This is a genomic window from Paenarthrobacter sp. NCHU4564, assembly GCF_052156435.1.
Taxonomy (GTDB): domain Bacteria; phylum Actinomycetota; class Actinomycetes; order Actinomycetales; family Micrococcaceae; genus Arthrobacter.
This window is the reverse complement of the sequence record NZ_JBQLIS010000017.1, coordinates 17,089-42,167: the sequence shown is the minus strand read 5'-3', so window position 1 is coordinate 42,167 and position 25,079 is coordinate 17,089. Positions and strand designations below refer to the sequence as shown.

Sequence of the window (25,079 nt, the reverse complement as noted above, 5' to 3'; positions counted from 1 at the left end):
ACGCGCTGCCCGGCGCGGTGCCGGCACCCAAGCCAGGTTCCGGCGTCGTACTTAAAGCGTCTTACCTAAAGCGTCGTACCCAACACGGGACCGTCACGCCGCCGGGCGTGACTCAATCACCGTCTTGAGTTGTTCCAGCTGCGCGACCTCGGCCTCCATGGTCTTCTGGATCATGCCGCCCATGAGTTTCTGCAGGCCTTTGGGGTGGAGCTCCAGCGCGAACCGCAACCGCGTGGTCTTGCCCTCGGTGCTGAGGTAGTAGCCCCCGGTGGGCCGGGCGGGTCCTGCCACCACGGCAAACCGCACCTCGGCGCCGGGGCGCGATTCGGTGATCTGGAAGTCCGCGGCAATGGGCCGGCCTCCGGGTCCGTTGAGGGTCTGCTGGTACACCGCGCCGTTCTCGCCCTGGACACCGGCCTTCAGGGAGATGCTCCGGACGCCAGAGGGCGTTGTTCATTCCGTCCATCAGGAAGCCATAGACGGTCATGGCATCCCTGTCGATCACCACTTCATGGGCTGCAAATGCCACGGAGACCTCTTTCGGCGTACGTTCACGGTGTCGTAGCCCGGTTCCCCATACACTGCAGCTAACACCTTCAGAATAGACAGCGCCGCTCACGCAGGACACATTGCTGACGAGCCTTGACCGAATGGTTACCTCCCGGCCGGGTGTCGTCATGCGGCTGACACATCCCGCCTGTCCGGGTAGAGTTCTTCCGGGCCGGTATTAATCAAATTGGGGGCGTAATGCGACGTTTGGACCACCGCACTTTTGTTGGAAAAGCGCGACGGCGGGTGGCCGCGTGTGCGGCATTCCTGGCTGTCGCTGTGGCTGGCGGTGTTGTGTCCGCGGCTCCTGCGCTTGCTGCGCCTGCACCGGCCGTCTCCGGTGCTGCGAAGGCTGCCGTACCCACCACGGCGAACCCGCTGCCGAGCGTCGATCCTATTGGGGATCCGTCCAGCTTTTCCGTGCTGGTCAACAAGTCCCGCCCGTTGAACCCCCTCAGCTATGTCCCGCATGACCTCATCAACGCCCGCGGTTCAGGCCAGTACATGCGCGCTGAAGCCGCCGCATGGTTGAACGGGCTGTTCCAGGGCGCGGCCGATGCCGGAACGGGTGGCCTGTCCATCATCAGCGGGTACCGGTCTTATGCCACGCAGCAGCAGGTCTATTGGGGCTATGTGAACCAATACGGCCAAGCCTACGCCGACACCATCTCCGCCAAACCGGGCTACAGCGAGCACCAGACCGGCCTTGCCATGGACATCGGCAACGCGGGCGGCTCCTGTGGCCTCAGCACCTGCTTCGGCGACACCGCCGCAGGCAAGTGGGTGGCGGCAAACGCCCACAAATACGGGTTCATCGTCCGGTATCCCAATGGCTACACAGGGACCACGGGCTACAGCTACGAACCCTGGCACCTGCGCTATGTAGGTGTCGCTCTGGCTACTGACATGCAGCGCCGCGGCTTCCCGACGTTGGAGCACTACTTCGCAGGCAACACCGCCCGCTCCGCGAGCATCAAGTCCGGCGCCGACCTTGTGGCAGCCGATTCTTCCGGCAGGCTGTTGCGCTACCCCGCGACGGCGGCAGGCGGCTACATGGCGCCTGTCCAGATCGGTTCGGGCTGGACCGGATTGAAGCAGGGCTTCGTGGTGGACTGGGACATCGACGGGGTGTACGACATCCTGGCCCAGTGGAACAACGGTGTCCTGGGCGTTTACCGCGGCCTCCCGGGTGGAGGTTTTGCCGGCCAGGTAGTGGTGGGCAACGGCGGCTGGGAGCAGATGACCATCACCGTGGGCAAGTGGTCCCACAGCCATCCCCGCCCCAGTGTGGTGGGGTACTTCCCTGACGGCGTCCTGCGCTACTACCCCAACACGTTTGGTGGGGCGTTGAGCGGGCCGCAGATCATCGGCAAGGGCTGGAACGGCATGGAACTGACCATGGCCGACTGGGAAGGCGATGGCGCCAACGACATCCTTGCCCGAACAGCCTCGGGCGCGCTCATCAACTACCGAGGGGACGGCTGGGCAGGTTTCTTCGGACCGGCGACCACCATCGGTACAGGCTGGCAGTACATCCGGGCCTTGGTTCCCAGCTTTGGGCTGACCGGTGCAGGCACACGCGGAATCACGGCGCGGACCATGGAAGGCAACCTTTACAACTACGGACTGGGCCGGGGTCAATGGACCACGTACGGCCAAGTGGGCTCCGGCTGGAACGGCCTGCAACTGTTCAAGTAGCGCGCCTGTCATCGGCAGCCCTTGATCTGCGCTAAGCTGGGATTCGCTCCGGCGTGCAGTCGGGGCAACGCGGGCGTAGCTCAATGGTAGAGCGCTAGCTTCCCAAGCTCGATACGCGGGTTCGATTCCCGTCGCCCGCTCTCTTCATTTCCATCCCCGCTGACCTGGTTCGTGGCCCTCAAAGCCGCTACGCGCCGGCTTTGAGGGCCACACATCCCGCTAGGCCGAGGCTGCGGATGTCTCCACGATCCTGAGCACCCGGCGGCGGTCACGCAGGTTGACCTTGAGCTGCAGCGAGGAGCGCCGGGCAAGGACCACGGCCACCACGCCTGCTGCGAGTGCCGGAACACCGCCCGATACCAGGATGGCAAGGTGCGGGCCCAGGTGCTCGGCCAGCCATCCCATCATGGGACCGCCGATCGCCTGGCCACCGATCAGCACCACCAGGTAAAGGCTCATGACACGGCCACGGATGCCCATGTTGGAGCTGGTCTGCACCATCTGGTTGGCCGCAGTAAGGAACATCAGGCACCAGAACCCGGCCAGGACCATCGCTGCGCTGAACCAGACCATGGAGGGCATGGCAGCGGACAGGCAGAGCATCAGACCGTACAGCCCGGCAGAGGCCACCACGGAGCGCAACCGCAGTTGCCGGCGCCGTGTGGAGGCAACCGCTCCCGTCAGTGCCCCGAGTGCAACCATGGCGTTCAGCAGGCCGTAGCCTCCGGCGCCGGCGTCGTACACATGGTCCGCGAAGGCGGCCAGCAGCACGGGGAGACTCATCGCGAAAACTGCCACGAAACCTGCCATCAGCCACGGCCAGTAGATGGTGGGCTTGGCGAGCGCGTAGCGAAGACCCTCGCGCAGCATGCCCTTCCGGCGCGGGGTGGGTTGGCTCAGGTGGAGCTGGTCCTTGCGAAGGATCATCAGCATGGCCACTGTGGAGCAGCAGGCCGCGGCGTTGCCGGCAAAAGCCCAGCCGGCGCCCACGGCGGTGAGCAGCCAGCCGGCGAGCGCGGGCCCGATCAGGCCGCCCAGCTGGAAAGTTGTGGAGTTCACGCTGATGGCGTTGCGCAGGTATTTGGGGCCGACGAGTTCGTTGACGAATACCTGCCGGGCCGGCTGGTCCAGCACAGTCACGAACCCCAGGAGCACGGCAATGATGTACACGTGCCACACCTGCACTACGTGGGTCAGGGACAGGATCGCCAGCGCGGCAGCCAGGACTGCGGCCGCCGACTGGCAGATGATGAGGATCTTCCGCTTGGCGAAGCGGTCCGCCATCATGCCGCCCCAAGGACCAAGGAACAGTGACGGCATGAACTGCAGCGCCACGGTGATTCCCACAGCGGTGACGGAACCGGACAGCTCCAGCACCATCCAGTCCTGGGCGATTCGCTGCATCCAGATGGCGATCACGGCAATAAAGTGGCCAAGGGCGAAGATCCTGAAGTTGGGGACCTTCAAGGAAATGAACGTGTGCCGCCAGGGCAGCTTTTCACTCACGACGGCGAGTGGCTGGGTGACGGGGTCCGTCTGGTTTGTGTCCTGCAAGGGGTTAGTGTCCTGCAAGGGACCAGCGGACAGGGAATCGATGACGGGCTGGCTGACATGTGCCGCTGAAGGCGGTGGGGGTGCCAAAGTTAGTCCTCGGATTAGGAGTTTCGGTGGGATGGCTTTAACGCTATGGTTGCCTGCAGCAATTGTGGAAGCCTATTGGGCCTATAAGTAGCATTGCGGAATGCAATGATCGTCCAGCGCTGGAGCAGCACTTTGGCCCCTGTCGCGGCAAGCACTCAAAGGAGTTTTGCGTGTTCGAACCCGTCCAGCTGCGCTCATTCCTGGCCGTCGCTGAAACGCTGAGCTTCACCAAGGCAGCGGACCGCCTTGGCCTGGCCCAACCCACTGTCAGCCAGCACGTGCGCAAGCTCGAGGCGGCAGCGAAGAGGGTCCTCGTAGCCAGGGACACCCGCGAGGTCCGGCTGACGGACAATGGCGACGCCATGGCCGGCTTCGCCCGGAGCATCCTGGCGGCCCACGACTCTGCGTCGCGATATTTCTCGGGTTCGGCGATGCGCGGACGACTCCGTTTCGGCACCGCCGACGACCTCGCCATTACAGGCCTGCCCCGGATCCTGCGTGAGTTCAGGCAGCTGTACCCGCAGATCAACCTCGAGCTGACCGTGAGCCAGAGCGACCAGCTCTACAAGAGGCTCAATGCCGGTCAACTGGATCTGGTCTTTGTGAAGTGGGTGGCGGGAGCCAAGGAAGGGACCGTGGTGCGGCATGACAATTTCGCCTGGGTGGGTCTGGAACAGACCGTACTCGAACCCGGCGCTCCCGTGCCGCTGATCGCGTACCCGGCTCCCAGCCTGAGCCGGAAGCTGGCCATCGACGCCTTGGAGGCAGCCGGAAGGACCTGGCGGATCACCTGCAGCACCAAGCAGATCAGTGGCGTACTGGCCGCCGTCCGCGCGGGCATCGGGGTAGCCGTCATGCCGGCCTCGCTGGTTCCGGAGGATCTCAAAGTGATCACCCAGCGCTTCGACCTGCCGCCGGTGGGAGATGTCGATTTCACGCTCATCAGGAACCCCCTGGCCAACGCCGAGGTCATCGATGCCCTGACCCAGGCCATCATGGGCCGGACGTTGAACAAGTCCTCCTGACCGTGTTCGGTTTTGTCCGGACAGACTCCTCGCTCTTCGCGGGTAAGCGCATTCCAGCTATCCTGAACCAATGATCGACCTCACAACGCTGCCAGACCTCACGCCGGGCATTTGCTCCGTCACCCTCAGGGACAAAGGGATCGACGAGGTGGTCCGTATAGCCGCCGAAGCGGGCCTGGCCGGCATTGAGTGGGGCACGGACGTGCACATCAAGGACACGGACTCCGCCGAACACGCCAGGAAGGCGGGTGAAGAGGCAGGGCTTCGCGTCCTGTCTCTGGGCTCCTACTACCGGGCAGGATCCTTCGCCGGCTTCGACCACCTCCTCGATCTGGCCACGACCCTGGGCGCACCGAGGATCCGTGTCTGGGCCGGCGACGTCGGCAGCCATGAGGCCACCGACGAACACTGGGAATCGGTAGTCAGCGACTCCCAGCGGATTGCGGGCCTGGCGGAAGAACATGGCATCACCATCGCCTTCGAGTACCACGGCAATACCCTCACTGATACACCGGAAACCACCCTGGAGTTGCTGCGCCGCGTGGACCACGCCAACATCGGCACCTACTGGCAGCCCGCCGTCGGGCTTTCCGACCAGCAGGCGCTCGACTCGCTTCACCACGTCCTGCCGCACGTGGTGGGTGTGCATTGCTTTTCGTGGGGGCCCAAGGCGGAACGCCATCCGCTGCGGGCGCGGAAACTGTTGTGGCAGACCGTATCCGACGTGCTGCGCGGGAACGGCCAGGACCTGGACATCATGATGGAATTCGTGGAGGACGACCTCCCGGAGAATGTCCTTCACGACGCCGCCTTCCTGCACGGCATCACCTTGGGCGAGGACTAGTCCGGCCCTGTCGGGTCCACCAAGGCCGGAACCATGACGGCAACAACCGGCACGTACTTCCCGTAAGGAGCGGCAGCACCACGTGCCGCGAGGGAGGCATTGGCACGATGTGCCAAAATGAAAACGCGTCCACGAAATCATGGACGAAGAAGGCCGCCGGGTTCCGGTGATCGCCAAGATCGAAAAGCCCCAGGCCCTGGACCAGCTCCACGAGATCATCGACGCGTTCGACGCGATCATGGTTGCCCGTGGCGACCTCGGTGTTGAACTGCCGCTCGAAGAGGTGCCGATCGTCCAGAAGCGTGCCATCGAACTGGCCCGCCGTTGGGCCAAGCCGGTCATCGTGGCCACGCAGGTCCTGGAATCCATGATCGACAACCCGCGCCCGACGCGTGCCGAGGCTTCCGACTGCGCCAACGCAGTACTGGACGGTGCGGACGCGGTGATGCTGTCCGGTGAAACCGTCGGTGGGTAAGTACCCGATCGACACGGTCAAGACCATGGCCCGGATCATCGAATCCACCGAGGTCCAGGGCCTGGAGCGCGTCCCCCCGCTGGGGACCAAGCCCAAGACCCGTGGCGGCGCCATCACCCGCGCCGCCGTCGAAATCGCCGACCAGCTGGACGCCAAGTACATCTGTGCATTCACCCAGTCCGGTGACTCGGCACGCCGCCTGTCCCGCCTGCGCCCCATCAAGCCGGTCTTCGCCTTCACCCCGGTGGAGCAGGTCTGGAACCAGCTGGCACTGACCTGGGGCATCCAGCCGGTCCTGGTACAGATGGTGGACCACACCGACGCCATGACCGCCCAGGTTGACCGCAGCCTTGAGGAAATGGGTCTGGTGCAGGATGGTGACCTGGTGGTCATCGCCGCCGGTTCCCCTCCCGGCAAGGCCGGATCCACGAACTCCCTGAAGGTGCACAAGGTGGGCGACCTGGCCGGCTCCACCCCCGCCGAGGAAGTCGTTAGTAGCCGCGAGAAGCTCAGCCCCTGGCCCGAAAAGAAGAAGGCCTAGCCTTCGCGGAAGCCGCGGAGGGGTCCTGCAACAGGCAGGATCGCCTCCGACATTTTTAGTGGACCTCAGGGGACGTCAGAAGAAGCACACCTCAAGCTGACGCCAGGCTGCACGGAGGACGCTTCAGACTAGGCTGAAAGCGCCATTCCCGGACATCGCTGGGCGCGCCTCAAAACCCCAAACCTTTAGGCTTGCGTTTACTACGTCCATCTTTTCGCCCCCTCGAGGGTCCGTTGGAGTGAGCATGCCTTGCCAAAAGACATCAAAGTTCGCGCTTGCGCCTCACCATCCGTCGTTGCTTTCCGATAATCCTCTATGCGGTTCAGCCAGACGGCAGATGGCAGGACATTTCCTGAAGGAAGGCAAGGAGTCCGTGGGCGGCTGCTCCTGAGGCGTAGACTCACAGGGACTCACAAGACTCACAAGGACTCACAGGAATCCGGATGATGAACCCTTTCCGCCCAACGGCGGGCGCCACTCCCCCTGAGCTTATTGGCCGCGAGGGGACCCTCGATGAATTCGAGTATGGCCTGCAGCTCGGCTCCGGGGCACCCGGCTTGCTGACCATCGTCACCGGCGCCCGCGGCATCGGCAAGACCGCCCTGCTCAGCGAGGCCCAGAACAAAGCCGCACAGCAAGGATGGGTGGTCATACCGGAAACCGCCACACCCGGATTCCTGGGACGGATGGGCGAAACCATGCGCGTGCACCTGGATGAACTCGGCACCGGCCCCACAGGCCGCAGGGTCACAGCGCTGGGAGTGGCCGGTTTCACCGTGACCACGCAGCTACCGCCGGAGCGCCAAGTTGACTGGCGGCGGCTGGGAAACCAGCTGCTGAACGTCCTGGCCGAGAAGAAGACCGGCCTCCTTTTCACCGTTGACGAAATCCACTCGGCAGACCGGACCGAACTGTCCCAGCTCGCCGCCGACGTCCAGCACTTCATCCGCGACGGACTTCCGATCGGGCTGATCTTCGCTGGACTGCCGGCGGCAGTCTCGGACCTGCTCAACGAGGGAGTGGCAACGTTCCTGCGCCGCGCAGACCGCATTGACCTGCACGCCGCGACCATCACGGCGGTCGAGCGCTCCTACGCCAGCACCTTCCGCGATGCCGGCATCAGCATCAGCGATGACCTGATCCAGGACGCGGCGAAGGCCACCGGAGGGTACCCGTTCCTGATCCAGCTCATCGGCTACCAGCTGTGGCGACAAGCCGAAATCAACAACATGGCACTTGAAGAAAAGAACGTCCGCCAGGCCATTGACGCCGCCACCCGCCGCCACGAGGCCACGGTGATCGAAGCCGCACTCTCCACGGCATCGGATAAGGACAAGGACTTCCTGCGTGCCATGGCAGTAGACGACGGACCCGTTGCCGCCGGTGACATCGGTAAACGGCTGGGCGCCAAGACCAACGTCGTGGCCAATTACCGGAACCGGCTCCTCGCAGCTGGACTCATCGAAGCCCCCGCCTACGGCAAAGTGGACTTCACCATCCCGGGCCTTCGCGAGTACCTCCGCAAGACAAGCGACCGATAACGGAGCTTTCACAAACGGCAGTGGGTTAGCGGCTCATGCTTTTTGCAGGAGTTTCCTGATGCCGGTGGCTGGTGTGGTTTTGCGGGACTGCGGCCGCCCGGGACTCCTCTACGGCCGGCAGCGGCAGCCCGACACGGCTGATGCCTTCGAAGGCCTCATCGATGCCGTCGGTTTCACTCAAGATGCCTACCCCCTGTTGGTCTTATCTTTCGATGTCCGGGCGGGTGGTCCCGCTCCGGGTAGTTGCATGGTTCTTGGCCTGCCCGAATGTGGGCGGCAGCATCGACCCCACCGGCCGTCCAGGTTCTTGGCCGGCGGTGCTTGCCCGGACAGCTTCGACCGCTTCACGATCCACCACCGCATTGGTTGCAGGAATGGCCGGGAGGGCGGCGGCGACCTGGGCGAGCTGGTGTTTGACGACGTTATTGATCTGCCGTGCACGGCGCAGGTCGTTGGAGGCCTTGTGCATGTCGTGGACCGCTTTGGCGACGTTCAGCAGCTGACGGAGCATGATCGCCTCGGCCGCGCTCAGTCGAAGTGTCGTACCAAAGGATCCTTTGATGAAACAATCCCACGACGCCGCAGCATCGCCGACGCCGACAGCACCTGCCTGAGTTTCGACTCCGCGTCATGCTCGACGGCGGGAATCACCGTCACCGCGTGAGGCCACTCGAGCGCTGGTGCGCCAGACGCGCAAGCCGCATGCCGCCGTCGGGAATTGCCCGGTCCGCCGGCGCGTCAGGCGGGGTTGTCAGCCGGAACTTCGGTGCTCCGGCGAAGCTTGACGGAACCGCTGACCGAGCCGCCTTCCGCTGCGCCGGCAGCGAGCCGGCCAATTTCTTCAAGGGGCAAGTACACGGTGGAAAGCGCAGGCCGGAAGTCGCGGAGGGTCTCGATGTCGTCGAAGCCCGCAATGGTGGCGTCCCGCGGAATCCATACCCCTTCGGACCGCAGCGAAGCAGTGATCCCGATGGCCATGACGTCGTTCACGGCAAAGATGCAAAGTCGCTCCGCTGATGCCTTGATGCGGGCAGCCAGGCCGGGGCCGGCGTCGTAGCCTCCGTCGCGGTTAAAGCCGGTGCGGATCACCTCTGCTTCGGGACGGCCAGCCTTCTTGAGCCCGCCCTGGAAGCCGCGGACACGGTCGTCGGACGTGAGCAGCCCCTCAGGACCGGCCACCACCAGGAAGTCGCCGTGGTGGGTACCCGCCAACTCGAGGGCCAGGGAAGCCGCAAGCTCCTGGTTAGGTACCTCCACCACGTGGTACCCCTCGGTGACTGAAGATCCAGCCACCGGATGGCCAACAACGCCGACTTGCCCTCCGTTGCGGCAATAGCGGTCCAGTTCGGCCGCGAGTTGGGCGTTCCCGTCTTTGTCCCCGGGGCGCACGGAGCGGGAACCTGCAATGACGATCGAGTCGGCGCGGCGCGCGGCGAAGGCGGCTACGGCTTCCTTCTCATCGAGCGGAGCCCCGGATGTACTGGCCAGCAACACCATGCGGTTCTGCTGGCGGGCGGCGTCCTGTACCCCGCGGGCGATGGCGGCGAAGTAGGGATCGGCAATGTCATGCACGATCAAGCCGATGAGACCCGAACTGGACTTGGCGAGCGCCTGCGCCTGGGCGTTGGGAATGTAGCCGAGCTTGTCTGCGGCTTCGCGGACACGCTCGGCGATTTCCTCGGCGGGCTTGCGTGAAGACCCGTTGAGCACCCGGGATGCCGTGGCCAGGGATACTCCTGCCAGGCGGGCTACTTCACTGAGTGTGCTGGCGGCCACGGGGCCCTCCTTCTCTGCAGGCGTCGGGGCTGGCGCTAAGGAAATTATGGCAGTCCCAGACCTATTTTGGGAAAGCGCTTGCCAATTGCAGGGGCAGTGAGGCATTATCGAAGCAATGGGAATGCGCTTTCCCACATAGTATTCGCACCAGCTGGCCGCACCGCAGCGGGCAAGCACACCAAGGCACTGGAGAAAACATGGGCTTCGAAACAAAGACGATCCGCATCGCCATGAACGGCATCACCGGCCGGATGGGTTACCGCCAGCACCTGCTGCGGTCCATCCTTCCGATCCGCGACGCCGGCGGCTTCACGCTGGAAGACGGCACCAAGGTCCAGGTCGAACCGATCCTGGTCGGCCGGAACGAAGCCAAGATCCGCGAGCTCGCCGAGCTCCACAAGGTCTCCGAATGGACCACCGACCTGGACGCCGTCATCAACGATCCCACCGTGGACATCGTCTTCGACGCTTCCATGACCAGCCTCCGCGCAGCCACCCTCAAGAAGGCCATGCGCGCCGGCAAGCACATCTTCACCGAGAAGCCCACCGCAGAAACGCTTGAGGAAGCGATCGAGCTGGCACAGATCGGCAAGGAAGCCGGCGTCACCGCAGGCGTGGTCCACGACAAGCTGTACCTCCCCGGCCTGGTCAAGCTCCGCCGCCTGGTGGACGAAGGCTTCTTCGGCCGCATTCTCTCCATCCGCGGCGAGTTCGGCTACTGGGTCTTCGAAGGCGACGTGCAGGCTGCACAGCGTCCGTCCTGGAACTACCGCAAGGAAGACGGCGGCGGAATGACCACGGACATGTTCTGCCACTGGAACTACGTGCTCGAAGGCATCATCGGCAAGGTCAAGAGCGTCAACGCCAAGACCGCCACGCACATCCCGGCACGCTGGGACGAGGCCGGCAAGGAATACAAGGCCACCGCGGACGACGCGTCCTACGGCATCTTCGAACTCGAAACCCCGGGCGGCGACCACGTCATCGGCCAGATCAATTCCTCCTGGGCCGTTCGCGTCTACCGCGATGAACTGGTGGAGTTCCAGATCGACGGCACGCACGGTTCCGCCGTCGCCGGTTTGAACAAGTGCGTTGCGCAGCAGCGCGCCCACACCCCCAAGCCCGTCTGGAACCCGGACCTTCCCGTCACCGAGTCCTTCCGCAGCCAGTGGCAGGAAGTCCCCGCCAACGCTGAACTGGACAACGGCTTCAAGCTGCAGTGGGAAGAGTTCCTGCGCGACGTCGTCGCCGGCCGCGAGCACCGCTTTGGCCTGCTCTCCGCCGCCCGCGGCGTCCAGCTGGCCGAACTCGGCCTGCAGTCCTCGGCTGAGCGCCGCACCATCGACATCCCGGAGATCACCCTCTAATGACCTCACTGATTCTTCCCACCAACGACGGCGGGACACGCGAGTACCGCCTCCAGCCCGCCACCTCGTGGGCCAAGCCGGCCGCTCCCCTGACGGCCCGCCGCGCTTACGCCGCAGCGCACGTCATCCCCGAGGTCGCTGCGGACAACACCCCCGGCGCCCCGGCACAGCTCGACTGGGATGCCACGTTGGCCTACCGCCACGAGCTGTGGTCCTACGGCCTGGGCGTTGCCGATGCCATGGACACCGCCCAGCGCGGCATGGGCCTGGACTGGGCAGCGACCCAACAGCTCATCAAGCGCACCGGAGCCGAGGCTGCCTCGATTGTTTCAGCCGGAAACGCGGCAATCACAGGCAAGTCCGTCCGCGACCTTGTGTCCTGCGGGGCCGGAACCGACCAGCTGGACATCGCTGCCCTTCCCGACGGCGCCGCCGGCATCCAGGCGGTGATCGAGGCCTACCGGGAGCAGATCGCCGTCGTCAGCGAAGCCGGCCCCAAGGTGATCCTGATGGCGTCCCGTGCCCTGGCCAAGGTTGCGAACGGCGCCGACGACTACCTCCATGTCTACTCCACGCTCCTGCAGGAAGTGGACCAGCCCGTCATCCTGCACTGGCTCGGCACCATGTTCGATCCCGCGCTGGCCGGATACTGGGGCTCGGACGATGTTTCCGTCGCCACCGAGACCTTCCTCAGCCTCATCCGGGAACACGCGGACAAGGTGGACGGCGTCAAGGTTTCACTGCTGGACGCCTCGCACGAGGTCGCCCTCCGCGCGAACCTCCCGGAAGGCGTCCGCCTCTACACCGGCGACGACTTCAACTACCCGGAACTGATCGACGGCGACCAAACCCACCATTCGGACGCCCTGTTGGGCATCTTTGCGGCGATCTACCCTGCCGCTTCGGTCGCCCTGCAGAAGTACGACGCCGGCAACGGTGCCGAAGGGCGAGCCATCCTGGACTCCACCCGTGAGCTCGGAAAGCACATCTTCAGTGCACCGACCTTCTACTACAAGACCGGCATTGCCTTCCTGTCCTGGCTCAACGGCAAGCAACCCGGGTTCCAGATGGTGGGCGGCCTGCACTCCGGCCGCTCGGTCCTGCACCTGGCGCGGACCTTCGAGCTGGCAGACCAGGCGGGCCTCCTCAGGGATCCGTCGCTGGCAGCCTTCCGGATGTCCGACTTCCTACGGATCAACGGGGTGGGCGCATGAGCGACTTCTCACGACTCTCCCTCAACAGCGCCACCACCAAGAAGTGGACCCTCGCCGAGGCCGTGGATGGTTGCGCACGGGCAGGCATTCCGGCCATTGGACCGTGGCGTGACCGCGTCGCAGAAGCCGGCCTGGACAAGGCCGCCAAGCTGATCAAGGATGCCGGACTCCGCGTCTCGTCCCTGTGCCGCGGAGGGTTCCTGACGGCAGCCGATGCCGAGGGACAAGCTGCTGCCCTGGCCGACAACTTCGACGCCGTCCGTGAAGCCGTAGTGCTGGACACCCAGGAACTGTTCCTGGTGGTCGGTGGGCTTGCTCCCGGCGAAAAGGACGTCGTCGCTGCCCGCCAGCGCGTGGCGGACCGCCTCGAGGAACTGGTCCCGTTCGCTTCGGAGAACGGTATCCGGTTGGTCCTTGAGCCTCTGCACCCGATGTACGCCGCGGACCGGGCACTGATCTCCACCCTTGGCCAGGCACTGGATCTCGCCGCGCCGTACGATGCGAAGGCTGTGGGCGTCGCCGTCGACACCTTCCACGTCTGGTGGGATCCGGACCTGAAGGCGCAGATCGAACGCGCCGGCCACGAAAACCGCATCGCTTCCTACCAGGTGTGCGACTTCAATGTGCCGATCGCTGCGGACGCGCTCCTGTCTCGCGGCATGATGGGCGACGGCGTCATCGACTTCGCGACCATCGGCACCTGGGTCAGGGATGCCGGATACACGGGCGATATCGAGGTTGAAATCTTCAACCAGGAAATCTGGGACGCCGACGGCGACTCGGTCCTGGAAACCATGAAACAGCGCTACGCGGAGCTCGTCCTCCCGTACGCCTAAAAGACTGGTCCTCCCGCAGATGCCCTAAGCTCCGCGGGAAGATCGCGCCACCAGCGGGTCCCTGCCAAGGTCACGGCAGGGGCCCGCTTTCATGGGGCTGTTTACGACTTGCGGTCAGGCTCCGGTTTTCCATGTTCCTCACGGATCTCCTGACCGCGACGGATCACTTCATCCTCTTGTTTCTGCTGCTTCTCGCTGCGTTTGGTGTCGCGGGGCGGGAGCTGGATGCTTTCTTCGGCTTCGATGCCGCCCTGCAACTGGCGTCCACGTTCCATTTCTGCGTCGAACTCGGCGCCGAACAGGAGGGACATGTTCAGGATCCAAAGCCACAGCAGCATGATGATCACGCCGGCCAGCGCACCATACGTCTTGTTGTAGTTGCTGAAGTTGGCGACGTAGAACCCGAAGCCCAGCGAGGCCAGGCCGAAGACCACCAGGGCGATGAAGGAACCCATGCTCATCCAGCGGAACTTGGGCTGTTTGACGTTTGGCGTGAAGTAGTAGAGCACTGCAATGACAACGACGGTCAGGAGGATCAGGACCGGCCACTTGGCAATGTTCCACACGGTCAGGAAGGTCTCGGACATGCCGATCGCGCCGCCGACCGCTTCGGCGACCGGGCCGCTGAGCACCAGCATGCCGGCTACCAGTGCCGCACCGACAACTGCGACGACGGTGACGGCCAGCATAGTGCCACGGAGCTTCACGAAGCCGCGGCCCTCGTCCACCTCGTACACGCGGTTCATGGCCCGACTGAACGCCGTGGTGTAGCCGGAGGCTGACCACAGGGCCACCAGAATACCGAAGACCAATGCGAAGCCGGCGGTGTTGGAGCGTGTCAGCTCCTCGATCGGCTGCCGCATGGCGTCAACGCCTGGGCCGGGAGCGAACTGCTGGACTATGTCCAGCAGCGCGGACGTTGTCTTTCCGGCATCACCGAACAGACCGATCAGGGACACCAAGGCAAGGAGTGCCGGGAAAAGGGACAGCACAGCATAGTAGGTGAGCCCTGCGGCAGCATCCGGACATTGGTCTTTGTTGAACTCTTTCAGCGTCCTCTTGGCGATGTACATCCAGGTGGGCTTGACGAGGTCGTTGGGACTGTCCGGCTTGCGGGAGTCTTCCGGAGCCGGGGCCTGGCCCGCCTTGGCTGTGCTGGTATGTGATGAATCTTGTGTAGTCATGAGGCACTCGTCCGTGGGGTAGATTGCGCGAACAACTGACTCATCAATAGTAAGCATGCTGATGATTGAGAGGGAAGCGCCCACGCCGGACAACCCGGCAAATCCTTGCCGAACGGCGGGCCTGCGGACTAAGCCAGCTTGCTCGCCAGCAGGAACTCGAACGGCGATTCGATCACCGAGCGGATAACCTGGCCCGCAGCTCCCAGCAAGGTACCCGAATGCTCAAGGCTCGAAACAACCAGGTTCTCCGGAGCCAACAGGCCGGGTGCGTGCCGCTCCAGGCTGGCCTCAAGCGCCGGCCTCAGCCACTGAGCAAGCACGGCAAAGTGTCCACCCAGGACCACGGCTTCAAGATCAAGCAGCCGCGCCGAAGACGCCAGCGCAACACCCAGGTACCTTCCGGCGTCCTGCACTGCCCGGGTAGCCCGCGGCTCATTGGCCGCCAGGGCTGCCAGCAGGTCATCAGTGCGCGTGGCCAGCGATCCCGGCGCGATGCCCGCAGACGAGAAGATCGCCTCCTGGCCGGCAAAAGTTTCCAGGCAGCCCGCCCCGCCGCACGAACAGGAAGGACCTTCAGGATGAACCACGATATGACCGAGTTCCCCTGCGGATCCGCCGGGACCCCGGTAAAGGTCCGAGTTGATGATGACGCCGGCGCCCACGCCGACTTCCCCCGAGACGTAGAGGAAATCCGGCCGCCCCGCGCCGTACCAAAGCTCACCGAGGGCTGCACTGTTGGCCTCGTTGGACAGCCGCACGCCGAGCGGCGCGCCATGCAGGAGGTTGCCCGGCGTCAAGAGCTCATGGTTCCAGTGCAGGTTCGGGGCTGACAGCACCAGATTCTGCCGCTCGTCCACCAGCCCGGGTACCGCCAAACCGCCACCGAGAACGGTGACGTCCTCCGCTGCCGCTACAGCCTCCGCCTGCCCCGCCAATTCCCGAAGGCTGTCCATCACCTCCGCGGGCCGCATGTCACGGTTGGGCGACTCCACGGCCGCGCTGAAGCGAAGCTTCCCGCCGAGGTCCACCAGACCCACCGCCAGGTAGTCGACATTGATTTCCATGCCCACCACGCCGCGCCGGGAACTCAGCTCCAGGCCCTGCCCCGGCCGCCCCCGCTCCCCGTCGCGGTACAGGCCGACTTCGGCCACCAGCCCGGATTCCACCAAATCCGCAACCAAGCTGGACACGGCTGCCTTGGTCAGCCCCGTTCCGGCGGCAAGCTGTGCGCGGCTGGGTTTTGAATCGCCCGTCCGGGCAATGGAGTCCAACACCAGGGAGAGATTACGACGGCGGACGTCACCTACGCGGCCGGGCGCGGCTTGCTCGTTCACAGGCTGACGCCTCCTGACAGTGTTGAAAATTTTTCCGCAGTTCCATTGACCATGATCCATCATCCCCCATATAGTTCAGGTTGAAAACTAATTCACCAGCTTTTGCAAAGGAGCAACCATGACCCCGCAGCCCACTCCCCAGGACCGCTTCACCTTCGGCCTCTGGACCGTCGGCTGGACCGGCGCCGACCCCTTCGGCGTTGCCACACGGCAGGCCCTGGATCCCGTGGAGGCCGTCCACAAGCTGAGCGAACTCGGCGCCTACGGCATCACCTTCCATGACAATGACCTGGTGCCCTTTGACGCTTCCGCGTCGGAGCGGGAGCTGATCCTCAAGAACTTCAAGGCAGCCCTGGCCGAGACGGGCCTCAAGGTCCCCATGGTCACCACCAACCTGTTCAGCCACCCGGTCTTCAAGGACGGTGGCTTCACCTCCAACGACCGCTCCATCCGCCGCTTCGCCCTCAGCAAGGTCCTGCGCAACATCGACCTCGCAGCCGAACTCGGTGCCGAGACCTTCGTGATGTGGGGTGGCCGCGAAGGCAGCGAATACGACGGTTCCAAGGATCTTTCCGCTGCCCTGGACCGCATGAAGGAAGGCGTGGACACCGCCGCCGGATACATCAAGGAAAAGGGCTACGGACTGCGCATCGCCCTGGAACCCAAGCCGAACGAGCCACGCGGCGACATCTTCCTGCCCACCGTCGGACACGGACTGGCCTTCATCGCCCAGCTGGAACACGGCGACATCGTGGGCCTCAACCCGGAAACCGGCCACGAGCAGATGGCCGGACTGAACTTCACCCACGGCATTGCCCAGGCGCTGTGGGCGGGCAAGCTGTTCCACATCGACCTCAACGGCCAGCGCGGTATTAAGTACGACCAAGACCTGGTCTTCGGCCATGGCGACCTCACCAGCGCCTTCTTCACCGTGGACCTGCTGGAGAACGGCTTCCCGAACGGTGGACCGCGCTACGAAGGACCGCGCCACTTCGACTACAAGCCGTCCCGCACCGACGGATACGACGGCGTGTGGGAGTCCGCCAAGTCCAACATGGCCATGTACCTGCTCCTCAAGGAACGCGCCCTCGCTTTCCGCGCGGATCCCGAAGTACAGGCAGCCCTGGCAACGTCCGGCGTCTTCGAGCTCGGAGAATCCACGCTTGCCGAGGGTGAGACCACCGCGGACCTGCTGGCCGATGCTGCCGCTTTTGAGTCGTTCGACGCAGACAAGGCTGCCGAACGCTCCTTCGCCTTCATCCGGCTCAACCAGCTGGCCATCGAGCACCTGCTCGGCGCCCGCTAAACCACAGCAATCCATGACCGGGTCCGGAGACCGTTTATCCGGGCCCGGCAACTGCATCACGAAGGAAAACCCATGCCGCTTGTCGCAGGGATCGACAGCTCCACCCAGTCCTGCAAGGTAGTCATCCGGGACACAGCCACCGGCGCTTTGGTCCGCCAGGGCCGCGCGTCACACCCGGAGGGCACCGAGGTTCACCCGGACCACTGGTGGACAGCACTTCAGGAAGCCATTGCCCAGGCGGGTGGACTCGACGATGTGGACGCTGTGTCCGTCGGCGGCCAGCAGCACGGCATGGTGTGCCTGGACGAATCCGGCGACGTAGTGCGGCCGGCGCTCCTCTGGAACGACACGCGGTCTGCCCCGGATGCCGAGGAACTGACACGGGAGGCCGGCGCCGGGGACCCTGAAGCCGGCGGCGTGCACTGGGCAGCCCTGACCGGAACGGTACCTGTTGCCTCGCTGACCGCCACCAAGCTCCGTTGGCTTGGGCGCAACGAACCCGGCAACGCCCGCCGGACCGCCGCCGTTTGCCTGCCCCACGATTGGCTGTCCTGGCGACTGGCAGGCCACGGCCCGGGGTCCGGCCCGGCTTCCCTTGAGCTGCTCCGCACCGACCGCTCCGATGCCTCGGGCACGGGATACTTCTCCGCAGAAAAGGGAGAGTACCTGCCCGAGGTCCTCAACAGCACGCTCGGCCACGTTCCGGTGCTGCCCGCCGTCGTCGGGCCTCTCGATGCCGCAGGCAAGACCCCGGCGGGTGCCCTGATCGGGCCCGGCGCCGGTGACAACGCAGCCGCGGGACTGGGTGTCAGCGCCTCGGTGGGGGACGTCGTGGTGTCGATCGGGACGTCCGGGACGGTCTTTGCCGTGTCGGACGTACCGGCCAGGGATGCCAGCGGACTGGTGGCAGGGTTTGCCGACGCCACCGGGCATTACCTGCCGCTCGCCTGCACGCTGAACGCCACCCGGATCTTCGATGCCACCGCATCCCTGCTTGGCGTCAACCTGAAGGAGTTCGGCGAGCTGGCGCTGTCGGCTCCTGAAGGCGCCGACGGCCTGACCTTGGTGCCATATTTTGAGGGGGAACGGACACCCAACCTTCCCGATGCCACAGGCTCCCTCCACGGGCTCACGGTGTCCAACTACACGCCCGCAAACCTGGCGCGCGCCGCCGTCGAGGGTGTCCTGTGCTCGCTGGCCGACGGCCTTGCCGCGCTGCAGGCACAAGGCGTTTCCGCCCGGAGGATCATCCTGGTGGGCGGCGGAGCGCAATCCCCCGCGGTGCAGCAGGTGGCTGCGGCCGTCTTCGGCCTCCCTGTCTTTGTCCCCGAGCCCGGGGAGTATGTGGCCGACGGCGCCGCCCGCCAAGCAGCGGGTGTCCTGACCGGCACGCTCCCCGAGTGGCCCCTGGACGGAACCAGCATCGAAGCCCGCCAGCAGGGCAGGGCTCCGGAATTCCTGTCCAGGTACCGGCGTCACGCCGCGAAGGCGGCCCTCGGCTGATCCAATGGTTCGGTGCTCTATCGTGACAGGGTGAGCACCGAACAATCCGCCCCGAATCGGCCTCCCGTCATGGAAGACGTGGCACGCGTGGCAGGCGTGTCCCACCAAACAGTGTCCCGGGTGTTAAACAACCATCCGAACGTGAGCAAGAAGACCCGCGAACGTGTGGAACAGGCCATCACCGAACTTGGTTACCGACGCAACACCGCCGCGCGGAGCCTGGTGACGAGGCGTTCGCAAACCATCGGGGTGCTTGGGAGCGAACTTGCCCAGTATGGACCGTCCCACACGCTTCTTGGGGTCCAGCAGGCAGCGCGCGATGCCGGGTACTTCGTCAGCGTGGCCGGCCTGCGGGACGTCACACCCGACACGATCAAAGATGCGATTGCACACTTCATGGACCAGGGAGTCGACGGGATCGTGGTCACAGTCCCCCACCCGGGAACCTTCGACGTCCTTAAGGACATCACCACGCAGGTGCCCCTGGTGGCCGTCGGCGCGAGCGGCGATGAGCATCTTAGCGGTGCCACGGTAGACCAACGCGGAGGTGCCCGACTGGTGGTGGAACACCTCGTGTCACTGGGTCACCAACGCATCGGCCACCTGTCCGGACCAGCCGACTGGATCGACGCCGCCGCGCGCATCGAAGGCTGGCAGGACGCCATTACTGACGCGGGGTTGGAGGCACCGGTCCTGATCGAAGGAGACTGGAGTGCCGAATGCGGCTATCGCGAAGGACTGAAAATTGCGGAGGACCGCTCCATCACCGCACTCTTCGTCGCCAACGACCAGATGGCTTTGGGCGTCCTCCGGGCCTTCCACGAGGCCGGAGTGCGCGTTCCGCAGGACATCAGCGTTGTCGGCTTTGACGACCAACCTGAATCCGCCTATTTCATTCCACCGCTCACCACCGTGGCGCAGGACTTCGAGGAATTGGGCCAGCGCTGCATCGGGCTGCTCCTGGACCGGCTGGAATCGGGCAAGCCCGGGGCGCCGGTCACGGTGGCGCCGAGGTTGGTGGTCAGATCCACGACGGCGGCAGCCGGCAGCTGAAGCGACACCCCCGCCCGAGCACCCAACTGGGTCGCATTTGTGCGCGTTTTGAGCGTTCATAACGCGCACTACTGCGACCTAGTTGGGGCGGGGTTCTTGACTTCCATGTTGTTAGCGCTAACAATTGCAACAGACCCTCAAGGACCCCCTTCACCCGACCCCGGCAATGAGGCCTTGGCCAGCCGGATGGAGACCACCATGACTACCTTTGAAAACTTCCCGCCCGACGAGCAATACGTCATCGGGGTCGACTACGGCACCCTGTCCGGCCGCGCCGTCGTGGTGCGTGTTTCGGATGGCAAGGAACTCGGCAGCGGGGTGTTCGAGTACCCGCACGCGGTTGTCTCGGACAGCCTCCCGGGCTCCGGCCGGCGGCTTCCGGCGGACTGGGCGCTTCAGGTGCCCAACGATTACCGCGACGTTCTGCGCCACGCGGTACCGGCCGCCGTCGCCGATGCCGGTATAGACCCGAAGAACGTGGTGGGTATCGCGACTGACTTCACCGCGTGCACCATGGTTCCGACGACGGCGGACGGCACGCCGCTGAACGAACTGGACCGCTTCGCTGACCGTCCCCACGCCTACGTGAAGCTCTGGCGGCACCACGCTGCGCAGCCGCAGGCGGACCGCATCAACGAGCTCGCCGAGGCGCGGGACGAAGCCTGGCTTCCCCGGTATGGCGGCCTGATCTCCTCGGAGTGGGAGTTCGCCAAGGGGCTGCAGCTCCTCGAAGACGACCCGGAAATTTACGCCGCGATGGATCATTGGGTGGAGGCTGCTGACTGGATCGTGTGGCAGCTCTGCGGAACATATGTCCGAAATGCCTGCACAGCCGGGTATAAGGGGATTTACCAGGACGACAAGTACCCCTCCGAGGACTTCCTGGCTGCCCTGAACCCTGGGTTCAAGGACTTTGTCTCCGAAAAGCTGGAACACACCATCGGCCGGTTGGGCGATGCCGCCGGCTACCTCACTGAAGAAGCCGCCGCTTGGACCGGGCTGCCTGCCGGGATCGCGGTGGCCGTGGGCAACGTGGACGCACACGTCAGCGCTCCTGCTGCGAACGCGGTGGAACCCGGGCAGCTCGTCGCGATCATGGGTACGTCCACGTGCCACGTCATGAACGCCGATGTCCTGCGCGAGGTCCCTGGCATGTGCGGCGTGGTGGACGGTGGCATCGTGGAGGGGCTGTGGGGCTATGAAGCAGGGCAGTCCGGTGTGGGCGACATCTTCGGGTGGTTCACCAGGAACGGTGTCCCGCCGGAATACCACGAGGCCGCCTCGGCACAGGGCGTCAGCATCCACGAGTACCTGACCGGGCTCGCGGCGGAGCTGGAAATTGGTGAGCACGGCCTGATCGCCCTCGATTGGCATTCGGGGAACCGCTCGGTGCTGGTGGATCATGAACTGTCCGGCGTTGTGGTGGGCCAGACGTTGGCCACCAAACCGGAGGACATCTATCGGGCCTTGCTCGAGGCGACGGCCTTCGGTACCCGGACCATCGTGGAAGCCTTTAGGGACTCGGGCGTTCCGGTGAAGGAATTCATCGTGGCCGGCGGACTGCTGAAGAACAAGTTCCTGATGCAGATCTACGCCGATGCCACCGGACTGCAGCTCTCCACGATCGGATCTGAACAGGGACCGGCCTTGGGTTCGGCTATCCACGCCGCCGTTGCTGCCGGTAAGTACAAGGACATCCGTGAAGCGGCCGCAGCGATGGCAGCGGAGCCCGGCGCCGTCTACACACCCATCCCGGAGAACGTCGCCGCCTACGAGGAACTGTTCCGCGAATACCGCACCCTCCACGACTACTTCGGCCGCGGAACCAACAACGTCATGCACCGCCTGAAGGCCATCCAGCGGACCGCGCGTGAAGGGACCATACGCGAAACCACGACGGCGACTGCCGCGGCACCGCTGGCGGCAGCACCGCCGTCGGACATCACCGCAGCCAGCATGGAAGGAGCCCCCGCATGACCGCGCTGCTGGATACTATCGCGAAGGTCCGCACGGAAGTCTGCGAACTGCATGCTGAACTTACCCGGTACGGACTTGTCGTCTGGACGGCAGGCAACGTGTCCGGGCGCATTCCGGGACACGAACTGATGGTGATCAAGCCCTCCGGTGTCTCCTATGACGAGCTGACCCCGGAACTCATGGTGGTCACGGACCTTTTCGGGACCCCCGTCCGGGGCATCAACACCGGCAGCGGCGGCACCGTCGATTGGGGCAACCCGGACCTTTCGCCGTCCTCGGACACCGCAGCGCACGCCTACGTGTACCGGAACATGCCAGAGGTCGGCGGAGTAGTGCACACGCATTCCACCTACGCCACGGCCTGGGCAGCCAGGGGTGAGGAGATCCCGTGCGTGTTGACCATGATGAGCGACGAATTCGGCGGGCCCATTCCCGTTGGTCCGTTCGCGCTGATCGGCGATGACTCGATCGGCCGCGGGATCGTGGAAACGCTCAAGAACTCCAATTCCCCGGCCGTGCTCATGCAAAACCACGGGCCGTTCACCATCGGCAAGGACGCCCGCGCAGCAGTCAAAGCGGCCGTGATGTGCGAGGAAGTAGCCAAGACCGTCCACGTCTCACGGCAACTCGGCGAACCGCTGCCCATCGATGAGGCCAAGATCGCCTCGCTTTACGACCGCTACCAAAACGTGTACGGCCGCTGAACCGGCCGGCCCCACCCGCCGACGCCCGGCCCCACCCTAACTTTCTGGAGAACCCCATGCCCAACAGCACGTCCGCAAACTCAACCACCCTGGATCACTACGAGGTCTGGTTCCTCACCGGCAGCCAGCATCTCTATGGCGAGGATGTCCTCAAGCAGGTCGCGGCCCAGTCCCAGGAGATCGCCGAAACGCTCAACGCCAGCGCAGATATCCCCGTCAAGCTCGTCTGGAAGCCCGTCCTGACCGACTCCGACGCCATCCGCCGCACGGCCCTTGAAGCGAACTCGGACGATTCCGTCATCGGCGTGACCGCCTGGATGCACACGTTCAGCCCTGCCAAGATGTGGATCCAGGGCCTCGACGCCCTCCGTAAGCCGCTGCTCCACCTGCACACGCAGGCCAACCGGGACCTGCCCTGGGCGGACATCGACTTCGACTTCATGAACCTGAACCAGGCGGCCCACGGTGACCGCGAATTCGGGTACATCCAGTCCCGACTCGGGGTGCCGCGGAAGACCGTCGTCGGGCATGTCTCCAATCCGGAGGTCGCCCGCCAGGTCGGCGCGTGGCAGCGGGCCTCCGCCGGTTGGGCCGCCGTGCGCAACCTGAAACTGACCCGCTTCGGTGACAACATGCGCAACGTCGCCGTCACCGAAGGCGACAAGACCGAAGCCGAGCTGCGCTTCGGCGTCTCGGTCAACACCTGGTCCGTGAACGAACTCGCCGAGGCAGTCCACACCGCAGCAGAGTCCGACGTCGACGCCCTGGTTGCCGAGTACGAGCGGCTCTACGACGTGGCTGACGAGTTGAAGGCCGGCGGCGACCGGCACGAATCGCTGCGGTACAGCGCCAGGATCGAACTCGGCCTGCGCAGCTTCCTGGAAACCAACGGATCCGCGGCGTTTACTACCTCGTTCGAGGACCTGGGCGAACTCCGCCAACTCCCCGGCATGGCCGTCCAGCGCCTCATGGCCGACGGCTACGGCTTCGGCGCCGAGGGTGACTGGAAAACCGCCATTCTGGTCCGCGCAGCCAAAGTCATGGGCGGCGGCCTGCCAGGCGGTGCGAGCCTCATGGAGGACTACACCTACCACCTGGAACCGGGCAGCGAAAAGATCCTCGGCGCCCACATGTTGGAGGTCTGCCCGTCCCTCACGGCAAAGAAACCGCGCGTCGAGATCCATCCCCTGGGCATTGGCGGCAAGGAAGACCCCGTCCGGATGGTCTTTGACACCGATGCAGGGCCCGGCGTCGTCGTCGCGCTGTCCGACATGCGCGATCGGTTCCGCCTGGTCGCCAACGCCGTGGACGTCGTCGACCTCGACCAGCCCCTTCCCAACCTGCCAGTGGCCCGCGCACTCTGGGAACCCAAGCCCGACTTCGCAACCTCCGCCGCCGCGTGGCTGACCGCCGGCGCCGCCCACCACACGGTACTGTCCACGCAGGTGGGCCTGGAGGTGTTCGAAGACTTCGCCGAGATCGCCCGCACGGAACTGCTCACCATCGACGAAAGCACCACCATCAAACAGTTCAAGAAGGAACTCGCCTGGAACGCGGCCTACTACAAGCTGGCAGGCGGCCTGTGAGCGCAGAATACAGCCTGAAAGCCGGCGGCTACGAGGCGGTTGTCACGGAACGTGCCGCAGCGTTGCGTGTTCTGCAGTTCGAAGGCCGGGACCTTGTGGTTCCGTTCCCCGAAGGCGGCCCGATCCCGGACTACCGCGGCATCATCGCCGCGCCGTGGCCGAACAGGATCGCTGACGGGAGATACACCTTCGACGGCGTCACCCACCAACTGGCCGTCAGCGAACCGGAGCGTGGAACCGCGTTGCATGGCCTCGCCTACCCCCTCGACTGGGCCCTGAAGGAGCACGACGCCGGTTCAGTCACCTTGACGTGCACGGTGGGGCCCACGGAGGGCTATCCGTTCGTGGTGGATCTGACCGCGCACTACGCCCTGTCCGACAGTGGCCTGCATTGCGCTGTTACTGCACACAACGCCGCAGACGTCGCAGCGCCCTACGGCGTCTGCCCGCATCCGTACCTGGTGGCGGGCTCCTCGCCCTTGGACGAGTGGATTCTGGAAGCGCCGGTGGGAGCTTTCCTGGAAGTCACGCCGGACCGGCTGCTGCCTGTTTCACTGGCCTCGGTGGACGGCCACGAATTCGATTTCCGCGCCGCACGGGCCATCGGCACCACCGAAATCGACCACGCGTTTACGGACGTCACCTTCGACGGCGGGCTGGCGCGGCTGTCGCTGCGGGACCCGGCGGGCACCGGCGTCGGAATGTCATGGGACGAAAGCTGCCGCTGGCTGCAGATCCATACGGCAGAGAAGCCGGCCCCCATCCCGAGCCGGATTGGGCTGGCCGTGGAGCCGATGACGTGTCCCCCGGACGCGTTCAACAGCGGCACGGACCTGATCCGCCTGGAACCCGGGGCAACGCACACGGCGTCCTGGTCCATCTACTCCCTCTAAGCCCAACTGGGTCGCAGCAGAGCGCGTTTTGA

Annotated in this window: 21 protein-coding genes, 1 tRNA gene and 1 pseudogene; 16 read left to right on the top strand and 7 right to left on the bottom strand. The window is 64.9% G+C overall.

Annotated features, from left to right (window positions below; translation table 11 throughout):
* Positions 1 to 93: 93 nt before the first annotated feature.
* Positions 94 to 390 carry a hypothetical protein gene (locus ACSVIE_RS16025; RefSeq protein WP_442424483.1) on the bottom strand — a complete coding sequence of 99 codons (297 nt, stop codon included), beginning with the start codon at positions 388 to 390 and terminating at the stop codon, positions 94 to 96.
* A 357-nt stretch (positions 391 to 747) separates the two neighbouring features.
* On the opposite strand from ACSVIE_RS16025, the gene ACSVIE_RS16020 reads away from it, so the two are divergent.
* Together ACSVIE_RS16020 and ACSVIE_RS16015 are read left to right on the top strand one after the other, a co-directional pair.
* Positions 748 to 2,247, top strand: a complete 1,500-nt coding sequence (locus ACSVIE_RS16020) for a M15 family metallopeptidase (protein WP_442424482.1) — start codon at positions 748 to 750, stop codon at positions 2,245 to 2,247.
* A 69-nt stretch (positions 2,248 to 2,316) separates the two neighbouring features.
* Positions 2,317 to 2,387 (top strand) — tRNA-Gly (locus tag ACSVIE_RS16015).
* 79 nt (positions 2,388 to 2,466) lie between these two features.
* Here ACSVIE_RS16015 and ACSVIE_RS16010 read toward each other — a convergent pair.
* A complete protein-coding gene (locus ACSVIE_RS16010; RefSeq protein WP_426004407.1) occupies positions 2,467 to 3,888 on the bottom strand; it encodes an MFS transporter in 1,422 nt (473 codons plus the stop codon).
* Between the two features lie 170 nt (positions 3,889 to 4,058).
* On the opposite strand from ACSVIE_RS16010, the gene ACSVIE_RS16005 reads away from it, so the two are divergent.
* The 4 genes and pseudogenes from ACSVIE_RS16005 (at position 4,059) to ACSVIE_RS15990 (ending at position 8,314) form a co-directional block, all read left to right on the top strand.
* Entirely contained in the window at positions 4,059 to 4,913 is an 855-nt protein-coding gene (locus tag ACSVIE_RS16005) for a LysR substrate-binding domain-containing protein (protein ID WP_426004408.1), read from the top strand.
* Positions 4,914 to 4,983: 70 nt separating this feature from the next.
* Positions 4,984 to 5,757 carry a sugar phosphate isomerase/epimerase family protein gene (locus ACSVIE_RS16000; protein WP_426004409.1) on the top strand — a complete coding sequence of 258 codons (774 nt, stop codon included), beginning with the start codon at positions 4,984 to 4,986 and terminating at the stop codon, positions 5,755 to 5,757.
* A 121-nt stretch (positions 5,758 to 5,878) separates the two neighbouring features.
* A pseudogene (pyk, locus tag ACSVIE_RS15995) lies at positions 5,879 to 6,773 on the top strand (pyruvate kinase); the annotation flags it as partial.
* 443 nt (positions 6,774 to 7,216) lie between these two features.
* Positions 7,217 to 8,314: an AAA family ATPase gene (locus ACSVIE_RS15990; protein WP_442424481.1), complete on the top strand. Its 1,098-nt coding sequence runs from the start codon at positions 7,217 to 7,219 to the stop codon at positions 8,312 to 8,314.
* Between the two features lie 25 nt (positions 8,315 to 8,339).
* On the opposite strand, the gene ACSVIE_RS15985 is transcribed toward ACSVIE_RS15990, so the two are convergent.
* The 3 genes from ACSVIE_RS15985 to ACSVIE_RS15975 form a co-directional block, all read right to left on the bottom strand.
* Positions 8,340 to 8,495 (bottom strand): hypothetical protein, encoded by a 156-nt coding sequence (locus tag ACSVIE_RS15985; protein WP_442424480.1) that lies wholly within the window; start codon positions 8,493 to 8,495, stop codon positions 8,340 to 8,342.
* Positions 8,496 to 8,516: 21 nt separating this feature from the next.
* Entirely contained in the window at positions 8,517 to 8,825 is a 309-nt protein-coding gene (locus tag ACSVIE_RS15980; protein WP_442424479.1) for a hypothetical protein, read from the bottom strand.
* A gap of 227 nt (positions 8,826 to 9,052) precedes the next feature.
* A complete protein-coding gene (locus tag ACSVIE_RS15975) occupies positions 9,053 to 10,090 on the bottom strand; it encodes a LacI family DNA-binding transcriptional regulator (RefSeq protein WP_442424478.1) in 1,038 nt (345 codons plus the stop codon).
* Positions 10,091 to 10,287: 197 nt separating this feature from the next.
* Here ACSVIE_RS15975 and ACSVIE_RS15970 point away from each other — a divergent pair, with 197 nt between their 5' ends.
* From ACSVIE_RS15970 to ACSVIE_RS15960, 3 genes are read left to right on the top strand one after another with little or no spacing between them, the layout of a single operon-like run.
* The gene (locus ACSVIE_RS15970) at positions 10,288 to 11,457 is read left to right on the top strand and encodes a Gfo/Idh/MocA family protein (protein WP_442424477.1); all 1,170 of its coding nucleotides are present in this window, start codon (positions 10,288 to 10,290) and stop codon (positions 11,455 to 11,457) included.
* The gene (locus ACSVIE_RS15965) at positions 11,457 to 12,671 is read left to right on the top strand and encodes a dihydrodipicolinate synthase family protein (RefSeq protein ID WP_426004434.1); all 1,215 of its coding nucleotides are present in this window, start codon (positions 11,457 to 11,459) and stop codon (positions 12,669 to 12,671) included. The genes ACSVIE_RS15970 and ACSVIE_RS15965 overlap by 1 nt, the downstream gene beginning before the upstream one ends.
* On the top strand, positions 12,668 to 13,507 hold the full coding sequence (locus tag ACSVIE_RS15960) for a sugar phosphate isomerase/epimerase family protein (protein ID WP_442424476.1): 840 nt from the start codon (positions 12,668 to 12,670) through the stop codon (positions 13,505 to 13,507). Before ACSVIE_RS15965 ends, ACSVIE_RS15960 begins: the two co-directional genes overlap by 4 nt.
* 101 nt (positions 13,508 to 13,608) lie before the next feature.
* On the opposite strand, the gene ACSVIE_RS15955 is transcribed toward ACSVIE_RS15960, so the two are convergent.
* Both ACSVIE_RS15955 and ACSVIE_RS15950 read right to left on the bottom strand, forming a co-directional pair.
* Positions 13,609 to 14,691 carry a YihY/virulence factor BrkB family protein gene (locus ACSVIE_RS15955; RefSeq protein ID WP_442424475.1) on the bottom strand — a complete coding sequence of 361 codons (1,083 nt, stop codon included), beginning with the start codon at positions 14,689 to 14,691 and terminating at the stop codon, positions 13,609 to 13,611.
* Between the two features lie 128 nt (positions 14,692 to 14,819).
* Entirely contained in the window at positions 14,820 to 16,085 is a 1,266-nt protein-coding gene (locus ACSVIE_RS15950) for an ROK family protein (RefSeq protein WP_442424512.1), read from the bottom strand.
* 58 nt (positions 16,086 to 16,143) lie between these two features.
* On the opposite strand from ACSVIE_RS15950, the gene xylA reads away from it, so the two are divergent.
* The 7 genes from xylA to ACSVIE_RS15915 all read left to right on the top strand — a co-directional run bounded on the left by xylA (position 16,144) and on the right by ACSVIE_RS15915 (position 25,047).
* Positions 16,144 to 17,331, top strand: a complete 1,188-nt coding sequence (xylA, locus tag ACSVIE_RS15945; protein ID WP_442424474.1) for a xylose isomerase — start codon at positions 16,144 to 16,146, stop codon at positions 17,329 to 17,331.
* A 72-nt stretch (positions 17,332 to 17,403) separates the two neighbouring features.
* Positions 17,404 to 18,834 carry a xylulokinase gene (gene xylB / locus ACSVIE_RS15940; protein ID WP_442424473.1) on the top strand — a complete coding sequence of 477 codons (1,431 nt, stop codon included), beginning with the start codon at positions 17,404 to 17,406 and terminating at the stop codon, positions 18,832 to 18,834.
* 69 nt (positions 18,835 to 18,903) lie between these two features.
* Positions 18,904 to 19,887, top strand: coding sequence for a LacI family DNA-binding transcriptional regulator (locus tag ACSVIE_RS15935; RefSeq protein WP_442424511.1), 984 nt, complete (start codon positions 18,904 to 18,906; stop codon positions 19,885 to 19,887).
* Positions 19,888 to 20,085: 198 nt separating this feature from the next.
* Positions 20,086 to 21,864, top strand: a complete 1,779-nt coding sequence (araB, locus tag ACSVIE_RS15930; RefSeq protein ID WP_442424472.1) for a ribulokinase — start codon at positions 20,086 to 20,088, stop codon at positions 21,862 to 21,864.
* The gene (locus tag ACSVIE_RS15925; protein WP_442424471.1) at positions 21,861 to 22,568 is read left to right on the top strand and encodes an L-ribulose-5-phosphate 4-epimerase; all 708 of its coding nucleotides are present in this window, start codon (positions 21,861 to 21,863) and stop codon (positions 22,566 to 22,568) included. Before araB ends, ACSVIE_RS15925 begins: the two co-directional genes overlap by 4 nt.
* 56 nt (positions 22,569 to 22,624) lie before the next feature.
* Positions 22,625 to 24,154: an L-arabinose isomerase gene (araA, locus tag ACSVIE_RS15920; RefSeq protein ID WP_442424470.1), complete on the top strand. Its 1,530-nt coding sequence runs from the start codon at positions 22,625 to 22,627 to the stop codon at positions 24,152 to 24,154.
* A complete protein-coding gene (locus tag ACSVIE_RS15915; RefSeq protein ID WP_442424469.1) occupies positions 24,151 to 25,047 on the top strand; it encodes an aldose 1-epimerase family protein in 897 nt (298 codons plus the stop codon). Before araA ends, ACSVIE_RS15915 begins: the two co-directional genes overlap by 4 nt.
* Positions 25,048 to 25,079 lie beyond the last annotated feature (32 nt).